Origin of the sequence: Mucilaginibacter sp. 21P (assembly GCF_019331605.1) — a bacterium.
GTDB classification, from domain to species: Bacteria; Bacteroidota; Bacteroidia; order Sphingobacteriales; family Sphingobacteriaceae; genus Mucilaginibacter; species Mucilaginibacter achroorhodeus.
In genome coordinates, this window is the sequence record NZ_CP063061.1 from 52,075 (window position 1) to 68,987 (window position 16,913).

15 protein-coding genes and 1 tRNA gene are annotated in these 16,913 nt (G+C 43.7%); 5 read left to right on the forward strand and 11 right to left on the reverse strand.

What is annotated here, in order from left to right; all coding sequences use genetic code 11:
* Nucleotides 1-16: 16 nt before the first annotated feature.
* Entirely contained in the window at nucleotides 17-1,957 is a 1,941-nt protein-coding gene (locus tag INP83_RS00195; RefSeq protein ID WP_219125835.1) for a M56 family metallopeptidase, read from the reverse strand.
* A 2-nt stretch (nucleotides 1,958-1,959) separates the two neighbouring features.
* On the reverse strand, nucleotides 1,960-2,331 hold the full coding sequence (locus tag INP83_RS00200; RefSeq protein ID WP_146272442.1) for a BlaI/MecI/CopY family transcriptional regulator: 372 nt from the start codon (nucleotides 2,329-2,331) through the stop codon (nucleotides 1,960-1,962).
* 130 nt (nucleotides 2,332-2,461) lie between these two features.
* On the opposite strand from INP83_RS00200, the gene INP83_RS00205 reads away from it, so the two are divergent.
* Nucleotides 2,462-3,865, forward strand: coding sequence for an MBL fold metallo-hydrolase RNA specificity domain-containing protein (locus INP83_RS00205; RefSeq protein WP_219125836.1), 1,404 nt, complete (start codon nucleotides 2,462-2,464; stop codon nucleotides 3,863-3,865).
* 209 nt (nucleotides 3,866-4,074) lie between these two features.
* Here INP83_RS00205 and INP83_RS00210 read toward each other — a convergent pair whose 3' ends face one another.
* Nucleotides 4,075-5,037, reverse strand: coding sequence for an isopenicillin N synthase family oxygenase (locus INP83_RS00210; protein WP_219125837.1), 963 nt, complete (start codon nucleotides 5,035-5,037; stop codon nucleotides 4,075-4,077).
* Between the two features lie 178 nt (nucleotides 5,038-5,215).
* On the opposite strand from INP83_RS00210, the gene INP83_RS00215 reads away from it, so the two are divergent.
* Entirely contained in the window at nucleotides 5,216-7,000 is a 1,785-nt protein-coding gene (locus INP83_RS00215; protein WP_219125838.1) for a DUF6600 domain-containing protein, read from the forward strand.
* Nucleotides 7,001-7,073: 73 nt separating this feature from the next.
* Here INP83_RS00215 and INP83_RS00220 read toward each other — a convergent pair whose 3' ends face one another.
* On the reverse strand, nucleotides 7,074-7,922 hold the full coding sequence (locus INP83_RS00220; protein ID WP_146272436.1) for a ferritin-like domain-containing protein: 849 nt from the start codon (nucleotides 7,920-7,922) through the stop codon (nucleotides 7,074-7,076).
* A gap of 11 nt (nucleotides 7,923-7,933) precedes the next feature.
* Complete coding sequence (locus INP83_RS00225; protein WP_146272434.1) at nucleotides 7,934-8,626, reverse strand: ferritin-like domain-containing protein; 693 nt, start codon at nucleotides 8,624-8,626, stop codon at nucleotides 7,934-7,936.
* A 656-nt stretch (nucleotides 8,627-9,282) separates the two neighbouring features.
* Here INP83_RS00225 and INP83_RS00230 point away from each other — a divergent pair.
* The 3 genes from INP83_RS00230 to INP83_RS00240 all read left to right on the forward strand — a co-directional run bounded on the left by INP83_RS00230 (nucleotide 9,283) and on the right by INP83_RS00240 (nucleotide 11,342).
* Complete coding sequence (locus INP83_RS00230) at nucleotides 9,283-9,594, forward strand: hypothetical protein (RefSeq protein WP_146272432.1); 312 nt, start codon at nucleotides 9,283-9,285, stop codon at nucleotides 9,592-9,594.
* A 149-nt stretch (nucleotides 9,595-9,743) separates the two neighbouring features.
* Nucleotides 9,744-9,818, forward strand: a tRNA-Val gene (locus INP83_RS00235).
* 288 nt (nucleotides 9,819-10,106) lie between these two features.
* Nucleotides 10,107-11,342 carry a site-specific integrase gene (locus INP83_RS00240; RefSeq protein ID WP_219125839.1) on the forward strand — a complete coding sequence of 412 codons (1,236 nt, stop codon included), beginning with the start codon at nucleotides 10,107-10,109 and terminating at the stop codon, nucleotides 11,340-11,342.
* 41 nt (nucleotides 11,343-11,383) lie between these two features.
* Here INP83_RS00240 and INP83_RS00245 read toward each other — a convergent pair whose 3' ends face one another.
* The 6 genes from INP83_RS00245 to INP83_RS00270 form a co-directional block, all read right to left on the reverse strand.
* A complete protein-coding gene (locus INP83_RS00245) occupies nucleotides 11,384-12,040 on the reverse strand; it encodes a hypothetical protein (RefSeq protein ID WP_219125840.1) in 657 nt (218 codons plus the stop codon).
* 2 nt (nucleotides 12,041-12,042) lie between these two features.
* Complete coding sequence (locus tag INP83_RS00250; RefSeq protein WP_219125841.1) at nucleotides 12,043-12,282, reverse strand: hypothetical protein; 240 nt, start codon at nucleotides 12,280-12,282, stop codon at nucleotides 12,043-12,045.
* A gap of 208 nt (nucleotides 12,283-12,490) precedes the next feature.
* Complete coding sequence (locus INP83_RS00255) at nucleotides 12,491-13,699, reverse strand: relaxase/mobilization nuclease domain-containing protein (protein ID WP_219125842.1); 1,209 nt, start codon at nucleotides 13,697-13,699, stop codon at nucleotides 12,491-12,493.
* On the reverse strand, nucleotides 13,696-14,127 hold the full coding sequence (mobC, locus tag INP83_RS00260; protein WP_219125843.1) for a plasmid mobilization relaxosome protein MobC: 432 nt from the start codon (nucleotides 14,125-14,127) through the stop codon (nucleotides 13,696-13,698). Before mobC ends, INP83_RS00255 begins: the two co-directional genes overlap by 4 nt.
* Before the next feature lie 72 nt (nucleotides 14,128-14,199).
* Nucleotides 14,200-14,484, reverse strand: a complete 285-nt coding sequence (locus tag INP83_RS00265) for a helix-turn-helix domain-containing protein (RefSeq protein ID WP_255563211.1) — start codon at nucleotides 14,482-14,484, stop codon at nucleotides 14,200-14,202.
* An 880-nt stretch (nucleotides 14,485-15,364) separates the two neighbouring features.
* Nucleotides 15,365-16,909, reverse strand: a complete 1,545-nt coding sequence (locus tag INP83_RS00270) for a DUF5689 domain-containing protein (RefSeq protein WP_219125845.1) — start codon at nucleotides 16,907-16,909, stop codon at nucleotides 15,365-15,367.
* Between the last annotated feature and the right edge of the window lie 4 nt (nucleotides 16,910-16,913).

Here is a 16,913-nt window from a genome sequence, read left to right on the forward strand (position 1 = left end):
CTGTGATATGGTTTAACTATTGAACTAACTTTACTCTATTACTGGCTTTTGCTTTGGTTGTAATTTCTATTGCGCCGGCATCAGCATCTTTACCATACTTTAGCAGCGCTGCTTTGCTGGTTATCACGTTCATTGATTGTATTTCGTTAGCGTTGAGCGTAGTATTTTTTACAACCTTTCCATCTACTACGTATAATGGCGCTGTGCCATTATAATTTCTCAAGCCATTCAAGAAAATTTTTGTTGAAGTATCACCCGGAAGCGCATTCTTCAACTGAATTTTTTCTGGCACCGCTCCAATTTTCTTTTCTTTACCATCGTCCGCGGCAGATAGAGCAAAGCTAATCGGTACGGCATATTGTACCCTAACGGTATGACCGTTTTGCATGCCTGGTTTCCATTTTGGCGAACTTTCCAATACACGCAAAGCTTCTTCATCTGTTCCGTAGCCAACGCCGCGTACAATTTTTATGTTTGATAGTGAACCGTCCTCTTCAACGATAAATGATGCAATAACACGGCCTTGTATATTCTTATCCCTTGCCTCTTTAGGATATTTAACCGTGTGGCTGATAAATTTCGAGAAAGCCTCTTCTCCCCCCGGGAAAGATGGAGATTGCTCTACTACCGTAAATACTGCTTTATCATTAAGCTGAGACTGTGTTTCTACAGATGCTTTTGCATCAGCAGCCAATGTAAAATTGACAGGCACGCTCATTTCGCTGCTTACCGGTTTGCCGTTACTGGTACCGGGTCGCCATTTAGGCGAAAGTTTAAGCACTCTTATAGCTTCTTCATCTATACCGCTGCCAACAGGTTTGGCTACTTTAAAATCAGACAGCGAGCCATCCTTATCTACCATAAAAGTAATTACAGTACGCCCTTGTACTTTATTGTTTCTTGCATTTACAGGATACTTGATGTTTTTAGCCAAAAAGTGCCCAAACGCTTTATCACCACCAGGAAAGGCAGGCATTACATTAACAATAAATTTGCTTTTATCGGGTACGGTATCAACCGCTGCAGCATTACCTTGATGTTCATCGGGCTGTACATCATCGGTAAGTAGCTTACCGGTTACCGAACTTTCTAATACCGCATCAGCTTTGGCGTTAATGATTTTAACAGTTTTGCTATCGCTGATAGTCGCCGACGATAATATCAGCATCAGCACAAATAATGGTGCAGATAAGCCATACTTAATGAGCTTAATACGCTGCGATCTGTTTTTCTGTAGCATAATAATTCGTTGTTTAAGTAAACCATGGTTAAAGAACGGATTAACCATACCGTGCGCAGGCGCTTCAAAAGTTTGGCTTAGCAACAGCATGGCGTAATCGGCCTTATTTGTTCCGGCGTCAAGTGTATGTTTATCGGCAATAAACTCGTGCACATGCTTAATGGCATTGCGGTACAGGTAAACGATGGGATTAAACCAGTTGATGATCATAACCGCCTCGATGATCAGCACATCTGCCGAGTGGAACTGGCGGGCATGAACCAATTCATGGTTATGTATCACTTCATGCCCGTCTATCTCCTGCCCTACCTTAATTTTGTTAAAGAAAGAGTACGATACTTTTGGCGAAGGATCATTGATCACCTTCCGCAGCATAACAAGCTGTATCAGTAACCTGGCAATAAGTAACAATACACCAATGCCATACAGCACCCCTAATACTTCGCCAACGGTAAGCGGGTTATCTTTAATGGGGGTGATATCGGCAATGGTAACGGCGGTGGCACCATAAATTGAATACTGCACCTGCCTGGTAATAAACAGGTTTTGCACCCAATCGCTGTGTATCAGCGGAATAAAGAACGACAATATTGCCGTGCCTACCAGGTACACCCTGTTCAACTGGAAAAAAGTTTCGCGGCGTAACAGCAAGCCGTAAAAACCGAAGAACAGGCACAGGTAAATATTTACCAGTAATAAATAATGCCACCAGCTCATAACTATTTCTCTTTAAGTTTTTCAATCAGTTTCATGATCTCATCAGCCTCTTTCAAGTTCATCTTCTCTTTCTTGGCAAAAAATGATAGTATCCTGTTTACCGAATTATCAAAGTAGCCGCTTAAAAGCTTTTCGGCTGCAAAATCTTTGTATTGGTCTTTACTTATCAACGGATAATACTCATGGCTTTTGCCAAAGGCATTATGGCCAACAAACCCCTTTGTTTCTAATATCCTGATGATGGTTGATACCGTGTTGTACGCGGGTTTAGGCTCAGGCAAAACGTCTAAAACGTCTTTCACAAAGCCTTTATCCAGCTGCCACAGCACCTGCATAATCTGTTCTTCGGCCCGGGTTAACTCTTTAATTTCCATGTATTGTGCAATGTTTTTAAGTACTTAAGACCAAGTTATAACTAATAAATTAATTATACAACTAAATGTTTAGTTATTTTAATAATAAACTTCTTTCGCCATTTTTGGTTACTGTTACAATCAATTATAAATGGAAATAACCTTTCACGGCGCTGCCCGCAACGTTACCGGCAGCAAGCATCTTCTGCGTTTAAATGATGGTACTACGGCTTTATTAGACTGCGGCATGTTCCAGGGCCTTGGCGAACATACTGAGGACATGAACGAACACTTTGGTTTTAACCCTAAAAAAGTAGATCACCTTATCCTCTCTCATGCACATATTGACCATTGCGGTTTAATACCCCGCCTGGTTAGTGAGGGTTTTGAGGGTAATATATTCTGCACATCGGCCACAATGGACCTTGCACGTATATTGCTGCTTGATTCGGCCAAGATACAGATGCAGGATATTGACTACAGCAACAAACAGCGTAAAAAGCGCGGACAACCTTTGCTTGAGGCTCTTTACACCGAAGAAGATGCCATGGCAGCCATGCGCCTGTTTAAAATAGTAGATTATCACCAGGAATACGCTATCAGCAAAAACCTGCGGTTTAAGTTTACGGATGCCGGCCACATTTTGGGCAGTGCTGCCGTACACGTAACCGTAACTGAAGATGGTAAGACAACGCAGGTAACCTTTAGTGGTGATGTTGGCCGGTACGGCGATATGATCTTGAAAAGCCCCCAGCCTTTTCAGCAAGCCGACTATATTTTACTGGAAAGCACCTATGGCGATAGCTTGCATAAAGATGTTGGCCCGGTTGAAGATGCATTGCTTGAGGTGATAAAACATACGTGTGTAGATAAAAAAGGCAAAGTGATCATCCCCGCATTTAGCGTTGGCCGCACACAGGAACTGCTTTATGCCCTTAACGCGTTGGAGTTACGCGGCGAACTGCCGGATGTGCCTTATTATGTGGATAGTCCGCTATCTGAAAAGGCTACGCAGATATTAAAGGACCATCCCGAAGAATACAACAGCGCCGTAAAAAAGGTGCTGCGGGCGGATGCTGATCCGTTTGGGTTTAAGGGCTTAAGATTTATTGAATCTACCGAAGAATCCATTGCCTTGAATGATGACCCGCGGCCTTGCGTTATCATTTCATCATCGGGCATGGCCGAGGCCGGGCGCGTGAAACATCACATTAAAAACAATATCAACAACCAAAAGAATACTATACTAATGGTTGGCTATGCCGAGCCGGGATCGCTTGGCGGCAGGCTGGCCCGTGGTGATAAAGAGGTATACATTTTTGGCGACCAATACCAGGTGAACGCCGAAGTACAATCCATAAGAAGCATGAGCGCGCACGGCGATTACGAAGACCTGCTGCACTTCATCAGCTGCCAGGATCCGGCAAAGGTTAAGAAGATATTTCTTGTTCACGGCGAGTACGATATTCAGCAACATTTTGCCGAAACCCTAAAGAAAAAGGGCTTTAATAACATCGAAATACCCTACCAACACGAAAAAGTAGTACTAAACTAAGGGCATACTAAGCCTCTTTGTGGCCAAACTAAGGCCTTTGGGCTAAAAAAGCCCTGGTTTCCTGCAATGACAATTTCTTGTCAGCGTTCACAAGCGTTCACAAGCGTTCACGGTGTTCATGGTGTTCATATCCGTGAACGTAAACACCTTCGACTGAATGCTAACGAAGAGTCAAAGCCCCGCACTGCAGGGCTTTGACTCTTGACTTCTTACTTCTTAAGCCCTATTTCCCTCAGGCGCTCATCCAGGTATTCGCCTGCAGTGATATCTGTGTATAATTTCGGATGCTCAGCATCAATGGTTGATGGCAGGCTGGCAAGGTCCATAGTTGATTTAGGGTGTAAAAAGAACGGCACTGAGAAACGGGAGTTCTTCATTTCCTCGCGCGGCGGGTTAACAACCCTGTGCGTGGTTGATTTTAGCTTATTGTTGGTAAGTCTCTGCAGCATATCCCCTACGTTAACCACCAGGTCTTCACCATATGCTTTAACCGGGAACCAGGTGTTATCGCGGGTTAGCAGTTCAAGTCCATCAGCGCTGGCACCAATCAGCAGGGTGATCAGGTTGATATCCTCGTGAGCGCCGGCACGCACCGCATCGTCAGGCAGTGCATCCGGGTTCTCTATAGGGAAATAATGCAGCGTACGCAGTATCGAATTACCATTGTGCACCTTATTGTCAAAGTAGTTCTCATCCAGCCCCAGATAAACTGCAATGGCGCGCAAAAGGTGAATACCGGCCCCTTCAAGCTTTTTGTAAACCTCCAGCGTTACGGTGTTAAACTCAGGCAGTTCGGCAACCTGCACGTTATCAGGGTAAAGTTCCTTTTCAGGCGCATCATCGGCAACGGTTTGGCCTATCTGCCAAAATTCTTTCAGATCGGGTACTTTAAAACCCTTAGCCGTTTCTTTGTTTTTGCCGGTATAACCACGCTGCCCCGCAAGGCCGGGTATTTCGTACTTCATCTTTACATCCTCTGGCAAGGCAAAAAGCGCTTTAACCTGTTTGTAAAGGTCATCTATCAGTTCCTTACTTAAACCGTGATTGGTGATAGTAACAAAGCCGGTTTCATTAAAAGCCTTACCAATAGCATCAGAAAAAGCTTTGCGCTGCTCTTCAGTGCCGTTTATATAGGTGTTAAGATCCAAACGAGGGATGTTTACTGCGCTCATAATTAAAATGTTTAAAGCCAAAATTATCTATTTTTTATTTGAGAACGTAGGTGCCAACATAAATAACACTGTAAGTTTTAAGCTTAAGGCACATCACAGAAAACATTTACACCGTTAAACGTTTGTGTTATTGGTTAGTCTGTATTATAAAATCACACTAAACCCAATAGAAGCGAGCATGAAAAAATTAAGTAAAATATGGGGAATAGCCCTGGTGGCATTCATGCTGATGTTATCAGCGCCCAACAAGATATTTGCACAGGGATATGTATCTGACCAGGAATTTTATGACGAACTTTCGCCATACGGCACCTGGGTATATGACCAGCAATACGGCAACGTTTGGGTTCCCGACGTTGACCAGAACTTTCGCCCATACGCCACCAATGGTTACTGGGCAATGACCGAGTATGGTAACACCTGGGTATCCGATTATCCCTGGGGTTGGGCAGCATTCCATTACGGCCGGTGGAGATTTGATAATTATTACGGTTGGGAATGGATCCCGGGTAACGAATGGGCACCTGCCTGGGTAAGCTGGAGAGATGGTGGTGGCTATTATGGCTGGGCACCAATGCAGCCGGGTATTGATATCAACGTATCATTCGGTGGCTATTCAGTACCTGATTTTTATTGGATATTTGCACCACAGCGTTATATTACATCACCAGATATTTACAGTTATTATGTGCCGTCATACCGTGTGTCAACCATTATAAATCGCACCACTTATATTCGCAATACTAATGTTTATAACAACGTAACGTACATAAGCGGCCCACGTCGTGATGATATCCAGCGTATTACACAGCGCCCGGTACGTGTTTACAATATTACCAATATCAATAGGCCGTCGCGTACCACTATCAACAACAACAACATTAATATTTACAGGCCTGTGATAAGGAGAGACGAAAATGCACGCCCTACACGCGTTGTGGATGCGGAAGCTTACAGACGCCAAAATCCCGGACAAAGGATCGCGGTAGCTAACGGACGTGGCTACAACCCTGCAAATGCTTCGAGGCTGGCACAAACCGCCCGCAGTACCAACCCGGATAGCCGCTTGGTGCGGGTAGACAATAACCGCCCTAATGTTGACAATCTCGGCAACCGCAACAGCAGGCCTGATTTGAACCGCAACGACCAACGCAACAACGGCCAGCAAGGCGATCAGCAACGTCAACAACAAATGCAGCAGGCTCGCGGCGCACGTGATCAGCAAACAGCAGATCAGCGCCAACAGGTAGAGCAGCAACGCCAGCAGCAAATGCAGCAAGCGCGTGGTGCACGTGATCAGCAATCATCAGATCAGCGCCAGCAACAAATGCAACAACGCCAGCAAATGCAAGATCAGCAAAGGCAACAACAAGAGCAACAACGCCAGCAGCAAAACCAGGTTAGGCAACAACAAATGCAGATGCAGCGTCAGCAACAAGAACAGCAACGCCAGCAAGTGCAGGATCAGCAAAGGCAACAGCAGCAGGAGCAGCAACGTCAGCAGCAGGATCAGGTTAGGCAACAGCAAATGCAACAGCGCCAACAGCAAGAACAACAGCGCCAGCAGCAAATGCAGCAACAACGCCAGCAAGTGCAAGACCAGCAACGCCAACAGCAAGAACAGGTTAGGCAACAACAAATGCAACAGCGCCAGCAACAAGAACAACAGCGTCAGCAGCAAATGCAGCAACAACGCCAGCAAATGCAAGATCAGCAACGCCAGCAACAGGAACAACAGCGCCAGCAGCAAATGCAGCAGCAACGTCAGCAACAACAAGATCAGCAACGCCAGCAGCAAGAGCAACAGCGCCAGCAACAAATGCAACAACGCCAGCAACAGCAAGAGCAGCAACGTCAACAACAAGAACAACAGCGCCAGCAGCAACAACAACAAAGGCAGCAGCAAGAGCAACAACGCCAGCAACAAGAACAGCGTGGCGGCGGCCGCCCGGCAAGACAATAATTATAGTTGATTACAAACAACAAAGGCCCTGCAATTATGCAGGGCCTTATTTTTTCGCTGTATCAGTATGGTACTAAGATACAATGAATGAACCAGCAACCAATGCCAGAACCTGGTCTTTTGTTAATGGCTCATCAAAAGATGCTGTAGCAACCGCTGCAGATACATTAAGAGCTGTAACCAAATTTACACCACCTTGCGTTACGTTTTCTTCTCCGGCATAATTACCGTTGGCAGCAGCAACACCGGTATCATTACCTAATGAAGCTGTACTTACGATGTAAGGCTTAGTAGTTGATGATTGGTTTAAATTAAAGCGTAGTTGCCTTATTGCAGATGCGTGACGTGCCTCAACCGCATGTATCGATAATGCTGCAGTTAATACCGTTTGGTTACCCAAAAGGTTTCCTGCCTGGCCTTTGTACGCTCTTACACCTGTATCTTCAAATACTTGCGCAACAGCAAGGAACGTAGCATAATTGCTAAATACATCCTTGAAAGGACCATTACCTTTGTTGTTTCCGCCGGTAAAATCATACGTGGCAGCGCTAACAGGTGTTGCATTAAGCGAACTGATCACCGTTTGTAAAAATTTTACGTGGGCAACTTCATCTCTTTTTATCAAACCCAAATAGGTTGAGTTTGCAGCCGGCACCAAGTTAGATGTTGCTAAACCCTGAGTGTAAAATGCTGCTTCAAGATGCTCAAGAGTTAATGCGTAATTAAGAACATCAACTACACTCGAAGATGATTGACCATAGGCTCTTTTGAACATGGTTCCTAAAGCAAACGGTAATGCAGCAACTGCTACTTTTGAACCAAAGCTGGTTATATTTTTAATGGCTGCACGGCGCGGGTTTAAACGATCGTAAACCTCTGGGTCAACCTTTTCTATTTCTTGTACTATATCAAATATATTCATGGCGATATTGATTAACCGTTATAATTAAATGCTTGTGCTGTTACCTTGGTTTTAAGGAAGGCGTTAGCAGTTGGTAATACCTGCGCTATGGTTGCAGATTTGTTTAATCCATTAGAATCTATCTGATCATCCGGTACAAATGAACCGAAAGATATCAGGTTAGATATTAATGCTGCGTGTCTTGCCTCAACAGATACGATCTTACCGGCAATTAACAGGTAATTAGCATCTTTAATAAGGTAACCTGCGCCATCATAAGCTTGTACACCCAAATCTTCGAATGCTTTAGCTGTAGCCAAAACTTGTTGTCTGCTTCCGAAATCAATTTTGCTGAAATCAGGAGTTAAAGACATGATCGCCTTAGCACCTAATGCGGCTTTAAAAAATTCGCGGTGCACTATCTCATGGTCGCGTATATCTGTCATGTAAGTTAATTCCACGCTTGACATACCGCTGTAAGGGCTGCTAACTACTTGTGTGTAAAATGCTGCTTCTAATTGTTCAAGCGCATAAGCATAATTTAAGATGCCGATGTCGCCGCTGCCGATATCAGAGCTGCCGCCCGGGTCAACAACTATACGGTCCTTGTGGCAGGCAGTTACGCCTACCACCGCTGCAGTAGCAACGCCTGCGCCTGCATAACGTAAAAACGACCTGCGGGCCATATTCACATTACCGGTGATTGGGTTGATGTCTGTTTTCATAAATAATTTGTTTTAGTTTATATATCTTTAAGTGGAATTACGCTTGATTGTTCTGTGTAGTTTGGAGGATAGCCTGCTTTATAGCAAAGCGGAGTTGTTATAGCAAAAAAGAGTAGGAATTGCAGGCATGAAATAAAAAAAGGCCGGAAGACTCTCGCAGTCTTACGGCCCTACATCTACCTATGAAAAACTCCCTTTGAGAAGGGTACCATTACAAGTACAAACCTTGTGCCGACAACATAATAAGCGCCGTTTTGCTTAAAAAGCAGGTTTTCTTAAAAGATCAACTTTAAATCGTAGAAATTTAGTCTCAAAGTGTAGAGAATTAACTCAAAAGCTATTCAAATTTCTTTTTGGATTAAAAACTCCGCATCAAAGCATTTCCCGGAAGTTTATTAAATAAAAAAGGCCGGAAGACTCTCGCAGTCCTTCGGCCCTACATCTACCTATGAAAAACTCCCTTTGAGAAGGGTAGATCATTTAAAACAAACTGTATGCCTAACGTTTAAAATGGCTAATAAACCGCTTTAAATGACTTTTTGCCGTTTAACATGCCCATTAGTTGTAGAACAAGCTTCCCACTGTGTAGAAAAAGTGCGGATAACTTTGATTGCTTATTTAAGAAACTTATTAGGAATAACGATGTTAGAGTAAATATGGATTACAATGTGTATTTATTGGCAACAGACCCAAACAACCCATGCAGGGATGTGATACACTCGAGAGACACCAGTTTAAAAATAAGAGTGTATTGTTTAAGTGAAGACCGGTTTACGCCAGACGAAAACGAGATACAGTTATATGGCTATGCACATAACAAGTTATATGCATTTGAAACCATTAATATAAATGCCGAAGACGCCTTAGATGTAGTTGGGGCCATACAGTGGTATGCCGACTATATTGACTACCCTGAGATGGAAATATTGCCTGAAGACCCAAGGGGCGGGCATGGGATAGCCATGTGATAAAAAATAATCCTTTGCATATCTGCAACTTAGGGAATTTTTAAAAATATTTTAAATTTATCTTTTGGAGCATTAAAAGTAAACTCTATATTTGCATTCCCAAACGCAAGGGACCTCAAGTAAACGAAAGCTTACCGGAGAAAACACAAGGGAGCATAGCTCAGCTGGTTCAGAGCATCTGCCTTACAAGCAGAGGGTCACAGGTTCGAATCCTGTTGCTCCCACGAAAAGAGAGTCAAACAGACACAAAACCCCGTAAACAATATGATTTACGGGGTTTTTTATTTCCCATCAGTTCAAATCTTCGCATTTCGTACTAACTTTTAGAGTACCCAGGAGAGTACCAAAATTAATTTGATATTTTTGGTACTCTAAAAGATCACAAATAATTGATTTACAATAATTTAAATCAATAAAATTTGTTGCTTTCAAGGCTTGTTTGATACGGTTTTTATGCATTAAACTGCAGCTAAAACCTAAATAAAATCAGTATGTATCAAAATTTATGTAAGATGGAGTATTCAGGAAAATTTGGAATTCACTTTAAAATGCGCGCTGAACGCGCTAAAGATGGCAGAGCGCCGGTGTTTATGGGCATCGTTATAGATGCGGAGAAGATCTACATTGCACTTAAGGGGTTTGTCGTAGATATAGACCATTGGGATAAACTCAATGGATCAGGCAAAAAAAGCACCAAGCAAGGCAGAGACATCAACAAATATTTAGAGGACGTTAGATGGACAATGAAAGATCACTATCGTAAATTAGAGCTGACAGACGCTGCAATCACAGCAGAAAAACTCAAATGTGCTTTCCTCGGATTAAAAGAGGAGCAAAACACCCCAATGCTTAGCGAACTGGTGAAATATCACAATGATCAAGCATCTACCCTTCTATCAAAAGGAACAATGAGCCATTACTTCGTGACCCAGCGGTATATCAATAAATTTATAAAGCAGACATATCATCAGGACGATTTTAAGTTATCCGAGCTTAATTACAAATTCATCGCAGACTTTGAACTGTTCCTCTATAACCACCGGCCCAAGGATCACCAAAAGAAAATGGATACTAATGGTGTGCTTAAACATTTGATCAGGCTCAAAAAAATGGTCAATCTCGGATCGAGTCTTCGCTGGGTAGACGGAGAGCCCTTTAAAGGCTTCAAAATGCGTAAGAAAGCTGTAGACAAAGAATTTTTAAACGAATGGGAATTGCAGCGCGTAGAAGAAAAAGAATTTGAAATTGAAAGGCTTAACACAGTTCGTGATATGTTTATCTTTTCCTGCTACACCGGATTAGCCTTTATCGATATGGTTGGCCTAACCCCCGAAAATATTGTGACCGGATTAGATGGAGAGCCGTGGCTGCGCACTTTCAGACAAAAAACCCTTGTACCCGTAAATACTCCTCTGCTGCCTAAAGCATTGGCATTGATAAAAAAATACAAAAGCAACTACAGAGCGCAAGTAAGTGGAAAAGTATTCCCTCTGATATCGAATCAAAAGATGAATGCCTACCTCAAGGAAATCGCGAAGATCTGCGGTATCTCAAAAAATATGACCTACCACGTTGCGAGGCATACTTTTGCCACTACCGTTACGCTATCCAATGGCGTACCTATCGAAACGGTAAGTAAAATCTTAGGACATACCAAGATATCGACGACTCAGATCTATGCCAGGGTTTTAGAGAGAAAGATTAGCGAAGACATGTCCATACTTAAACGCAAACTTGAAAAATCATAAACGCTACGTTAATTTAAAAGTCGTAATCAAATATCCGTACACTAAAATTTAATTCTTTTCTTTAGAGGTCGCTTTTCTTTTATACTAGACGCTGCTTCTAAGGCTTTATAAGAACGATTTGACTTGATGAGGCTGTTGGCTTCTTCACTTATTCGTTTGTGTATAAAGCCGTAATCAGCAAATTTCTGCGGGTATTGTAATTGGTTTTCGTTATAAAGAATTAGCTTCATTTTACTGAAACTCATAATCAAAGCATTCTTTCCGGTGATGCCGGTATAAACGAAATCTGATTGATCGAAATAAAAATAATAGGAAGCAATATTCTTGAAACTTTCATTGAAATTGATTTTAATGTTGCTACCGCTTATCGTGAGGCCATTCTGTTCAATACTGCGAAAGGCAACCCTATCTAATGACTGTTGAGGCGTATCAAGAAAAAGCACGAGAAGCGAAGTGTAATACCCGCTGCTTTTGGCTTCATCAACCAGGTCTTTGAAAGATTCATCGTTAAATACAGTTTCAAGAATGATATTTTTTCTTTGTGCAAGAGCCTGCTTAAATACTGATTTTGTCCTGCCCTTGTAAACGTCAGTCATGATGACCTCGAAATCTTTAAGTGAATCGAGTCTCGTTCGAATAAAACTCGACTTACCGGCTGCGTTTGGACCAACAACAAAGATCAATTCAGGTATATCCATTATCAACTCAACTCTTTTATGATCTTGTCTTCGACCTTGATAGGCATATCATTATTATCTGTCACTATTATTACCTCGACAAGATACTTTTCGCCTGTGGGCAATTCTTTCCGGTAATAGTCACCATCTTCCTCCTGCTTCGAATAAAAAGGGTTTCCTAATTCAAAAGCCCTTTGCCTCCCAAGTTCATGGATATTATCCATATTACTCAAAAGCTTGTAGACTAGTTGTGATCTTTCCATGATGCAAATTAACTTATTCCTGTCATTTCATAGACAAAGTCTCGAACTTATTTACAGGATTTTAGACTAGCGTGAAACCACGCTTGTCGCGCTAGCGCGAGGCTGGATGCGGAATGAAGACTTAGCGCGAAGCGCGTGGCGGAATGAAGCAACCTGCCGCAGCCAACAAGGGCGGTTGTTATGTTGCGATCTCCAATTAACACAATCGCTACATTCTTAACCCTTTTCGCTTCTTCTTTCTTTTAAGATATGCGGCATCAGTGACGTCTTCAGCTATCGCAGGAAGATCATCACGATCAGTGCAGAGCAGCACCCGACCAATATTGCGATAAGGTACAGCCTGATAAGCCAGCGGCTCCCAAACTTTTGCTGTTCTTTGACTAGCTCTAAGGGTGCCGTTAGCCGGCTTAGACATGCTTCTATCTCGTACGCCTTCAGCTCTAGCTTGTCCAGCTGCTCCTGCAGCGAACGGATGTGTAAGGTCAGCTCCTCCCCATATCTTCGTCTTGCCGTCAGCTGCATCTCCTGCATTTGTTTGAGCAAAGCCTTGACCTCTTCCTGCGGACCGGTCTGCATGTCCTCTCGTGCGCGCTTCAATGCTTCTTCTTGCCCGATCGTTTGCCTGGCGAATGCTTGTGCCGTCTCTTTCCTGTTCATATGCTATCATTGATCTGATACTACTCCATTTATAGGCATTGCCCAATGCCGCACCTTTGAAGATCTTTCCGTCGTAGGTATAGGAAATACCGCTCACAAAGCCTGTCGATGCCTGGTTGAAAAGCATGCTGACGCCTTTGCGTTCGAGGGCTTCGATAAAGTCTTTTGTACTTGCTTTGCTATCGTTTGAAAAGTATTTCAACGTGTCCTTGATAATGACCTGCAGCTTAACTTTCACAGAGGGCTCCCCGGTCCGCTGCATCATCTCCAGTTCGTTCTTCGTCACTGCCCGTTCCTGCGCCTGCCTGCTGGAGGCAACCTGCCTTAGACCATGCTTCTTTTCCAGCTTTCTCAGCACCGCTTCGCTCCTTGCGTAATCCCTGGAATCGCTCACTACGCTACCGTCGTAAGCGATCCGGTTAACCAGCAGATGTACATGCGGATGTTCTGCGTCAAAGTGCTCGAACACCGCGTACTGATTAGACGCGAAACCCATCTCCGCCAGGTATTCCAGCGCAATATTTTTTTTCTCCTCACCGGTTAATTTTTCCTCCGGCGGAAAGTTGATCGAGGTGTGGTAAAAGTATTTCTGCAGGTTTGGCCGCAAGGCTTTGACCATCGCGATCTCGCGCATCACCTGATGCACTTTCATCTCCGAAAACGAGCTGTCCAAAACAGTAGCGACTCCCTTATTTACTTTCTCTAAGTTGTACAGCAATGCACACCTGAACCCTTTGCCTTTTACCTGGTCGGCGGTCATGATAAAAGCGCCCTGATGATCTCTTTCTGGAGGCTTAAAAGCTCGGTCAGCACAGCAGGCTCTATCGTACCGGATCTCAACTGATGCATTTGTTTCACAGCCTGGTTCAAGTTCACGCCGATGCGCTGCAACTCCCGGTAAAATGCTGCGTTCAACGGTGATGTTTTCATCACCGGAAATCTGCCTGCAAATACTTTTTGTCTTATCCAGTTAGCGGGGGTGATCCCCGTGCCTTCGGCGTAGCTTTTAAGCTTTTCATGCTCCGGATCTGTCAGCCGGATATTGACCTGGACCTTCCTTTTTTCTTCTTCCCTCAACGATGGTCTTCCCATGATCCTGCCCTCCAACAAAGTGTTATTTCTACAAATCTGCTCATGGCATCCTGGGTCCTCCGCAGGAGCAAGCCCGTTTAAGCGTAGCGAAAACATGGCTTGCTCCTAAACGCGGATGACAAATGCCCGAACCGGGCTATCACTTTGTGATAGCCTATTCATAATAGCTTACTTGCTGAGCGGGTGAGGCGCAAAAGGGTTCTTGTTCTTCTGCCCCTCCAGGACCTTGACAATGTCCTCGTACTTGTAATAGATGATGCCGCCGATCTTACTGTAGGCCAGCGTACCGTTCACACGCAGGTTCTGCAGGGTGCCGTTCGATATCTTCAACAGGTTCTTCACCTGGTAGCTTTTCAGCCATTTCTGCTCGCCGAATTGCGGCTTGCCGGTTAACTCTTTGATCATCCCGAACAGATCTTCCTTGAAGCGTTCGAGGTCTTCCCTGGTGATCATTTCCACATTCACTTTTCTCTCTCCTTCTTTTGATTTTTATACCATTGAATTGCCTTGATCATCGATCGAAAAAATACGTAAACCAAAGCCTGTTTCTCCTCTTTCCGACTCCCGGCTAAACATCGAGCTTTAGTCCGGTGAAAGAAAAAAATAAATGACTATCGGCTACGATCTACCTACCGTTATCGCTATCAAAAATAGAAAGGACTTTGCAAACTTTCCTACACAGAATTTGGGGTTGAAATATTTAGATAATGAACTAATTAAATACTTAGTTCAGGTGATTCAACAGATGTTTGTGAAATGTAGAAGCTAGTAAAAAAGTAGTGGTTAAGTTAGGTTATGAATTGAGAGAGCGAGTTGAAATCAAAAATTGCCATTCCATCATTCACGCACAAGGCAATTTGATTATTAAGCTTCTTATGAGTAATAGTCCATGTTAGCAGTATGTTCTCCTTGTAATTGGTTATAAAAATTAAGCTTCGCTCATTAAATCAAACACTTAATAAAAACTGGTTTTGTCCTTTATTAACAGTGCCGTAGCTTGTCCGTAGGTTTGGTTTACCACGATGTCTAAGATTACGATCGATCAATTTCAATTATTAAGGATCTTACGCCACAAATCGAAAACAACTTATATTTAAAGGTCGAACGAAGTGAAATCCTCATGGCTCCGGGTTATCCTGCAAGCCGTTTTGTTATATCAAAACATGGCTTGCTTTACTTAGCTTATGCCCTATTTCAGCTTTAATTGACGTTATTCGGTTTCAGCAAATTTTTACCTATAGCTCCCTATCAAAGAAAAAACGCCGATCTCCTATAAGAAACCGGCGTTTAAAGTAAATTGAGAGCGAATAACAACCTATTAACAGGCAAATATTTAATTACTCATCATGTTCACATCTGCTCCGCTCTCGATCTCTGACAATGCAGATGTTGATTGCAGTTGATAGAATTTATAGCCCCTTGGTGTTATCCAGGTCTTATTCTTGGCATCAAATGCGCCACCGAGTTTTACAAAAAAGCCCTGATCTGCAGGCGTTGAGTGAGGGATGATGTAGGTGTTCGTTCCCTGCAAAAAGAATGGCTGACTTCCACTTATCGGGTTGTAATGGTCGCTCTCCGGCACGCGATAACCTTTGTTGGTAGTTGCATTGTAAATGGTTGTTACACCGCTTCCTCCAAATAAAATGGCATCTACGGGAACCGAGGTTTCCGTAACGTTTATACCATCAAATATGGCTATACCACCTGCATTACCACTATTAGGCAATAAACCGGAGCTTGCGCTGCCGAAACCATCGCCCATGTTGGTAACATATGCTATCGAGCGTATCCATTTAGCCCCGCTGATATCAGTTGTATTAGGGCCATTGATACGTTTGTTGCTGCCTCCAACATAAAAGAACTCGCCTTTTGCAACAGTGCCTTCAGTAAGGTTAAATTTATAGGTACGGCCACCACCGGTAGCCCAGCCAGATCCCGGCGCATCACCTTTGTTAGGCTCTGCCGTACCGGAGTTGGTGCAGGTTACTACTGCCATTGGTGTTTTGCTGAAATCGATATTACGCGTTGCCCTAAACTGGAAGTATTCATAATTACCATCAGCACCTTTGGTGTCATTGATATAACCGGTGATGATGACTGGCAGCGTACCTAAACTGGCGTTCGGATCGGCTGGTTTAATGATATCGCTGATATCAGAAATGCCGCGCGGCCACAGTTGAAAGCCGGTACCGCCACTACTGCTTTTACCCATCAATAGCAAGCCTGCTACTGATGCACTTGCAGGTAGTTTGCTGGCAGCTAATGCTGCTGTAGCTTCAGTATGCATCACGATGCTATCTGCGCCATTCACAAGGTAGCGGTCGCCTGAAAAGGTATCATCCGGAGTAGGTTTTGGGGAAACTGTTGCCGTTTTGATCCTTACCAAGGTGCTTTCAAACTGATCAGGATTGGTTTTAATAGCATAGCTTGATGACGATTGAATCGTAACCGGATTCTTCTCCGATATCTTCGTGATGGCAGTTTCGGCTAATCCGCTTATCTGCAGTAAACCATCAACGCGTTTAAGCGTAGCGCCCTCTACTTTCAGCATTAATGAATCGCCGCTGTGGTAATTGGTTGCTGCGGCACCCAACTCAATGGCTATGCCCCTCAGCATTCCGCGGCGAAGGTTCTGCATCACAACCAACCCTTTAGGCGCATTGCCGGAGTCGGGCATACTGATGACCGTACCGATTATGTTGGTTGCCCCAAGCATGTTCTCCTTTGTAAGCGTAACATCACTACCTTTATAAATGGCCCTTAAGTCGGCAACGGCAATTATCGGGCTTAGCTCACCTGCTGCATAATCGTGCTTTTTGCACGCGCCAAACAATAAGGCGGCAAGGCAAATTGCTATATATATAAATCTTGTTTTCATTAAT

Coding starts and splice junctions, on each gene's coding strand:
- INP83_RS00225 (WP_146272434.1), bottom strand. CDS start 8,626: ATGAAAACAGACATCAACCCAATCACCGGTAATGTGAATATGGCCCGC.
- INP83_RS00210 (WP_219125837.1), bottom strand. CDS start 5,037: ATGAGCGCAGTAAACATCCCTCGTTTGGATCTTAACACCTATATAAAC.
- INP83_RS00200 (WP_146272442.1), bottom strand. CDS start 2,331: ATGGAAATTAAAGAGTTAACCCGGGCCGAAGAACAGATTATGCAGGTG.
- INP83_RS00220 (WP_146272436.1), bottom strand. CDS start 7,922: ATGAATATATTTGATATAGTACAAGAAATAGAAAAGGTTGACCCAGAG.
- INP83_RS00195 (WP_219125835.1), bottom strand. CDS start 1,957: ATGAGCTGGTGGCATTATTTATTACTGGTAAATATTTACCTGTGCCTG.
- INP83_RS00240 (WP_219125839.1), top strand. CDS start 10,107: ATGGAGTATTCAGGAAAATTTGGAATTCACTTTAAAATGCGCGCTGAA.
- INP83_RS00215 (WP_219125838.1), top strand. CDS start 5,216: ATGAAAAAATTAAGTAAAATATGGGGAATAGCCCTGGTGGCATTCATG.
- INP83_RS00245 (WP_219125840.1), bottom strand. CDS start 12,040: ATGGATATACCTGAATTGATCTTTGTTGTTGGTCCAAACGCAGCCGGT.
- INP83_RS00270 (WP_219125845.1), bottom strand. CDS start 16,909: ATGAAAACAAGATTTATATATATAGCAATTTGCCTTGCCGCCTTATTG.
- INP83_RS00255 (WP_219125842.1), bottom strand. CDS start 13,699: ATGACCGCCGACCAGGTAAAAGGCAAAGGGTTCAGGTGTGCATTGCTG.
- INP83_RS00230 (WP_146272432.1), top strand. CDS start 9,283: ATGGATTACAATGTGTATTTATTGGCAACAGACCCAAACAACCCATGC.
- INP83_RS00250 (WP_219125841.1), bottom strand. CDS start 12,282: ATGGAAAGATCACAACTAGTCTACAAGCTTTTGAGTAATATGGATAAT.
- INP83_RS00205 (WP_219125836.1), top strand. CDS start 2,462: ATGGAAATAACCTTTCACGGCGCTGCCCGCAACGTTACCGGCAGCAAG.
- INP83_RS00265 (WP_255563211.1), bottom strand. CDS start 14,484: ATGATCACCAGGGAAGACCTCGAACGCTTCAAGGAAGATCTGTTCGGG.
- mobC (WP_219125843.1), bottom strand. CDS start 14,127: ATGTTTTCGCTACGCTTAAACGGGCTTGCTCCTGCGGAGGACCCAGGA.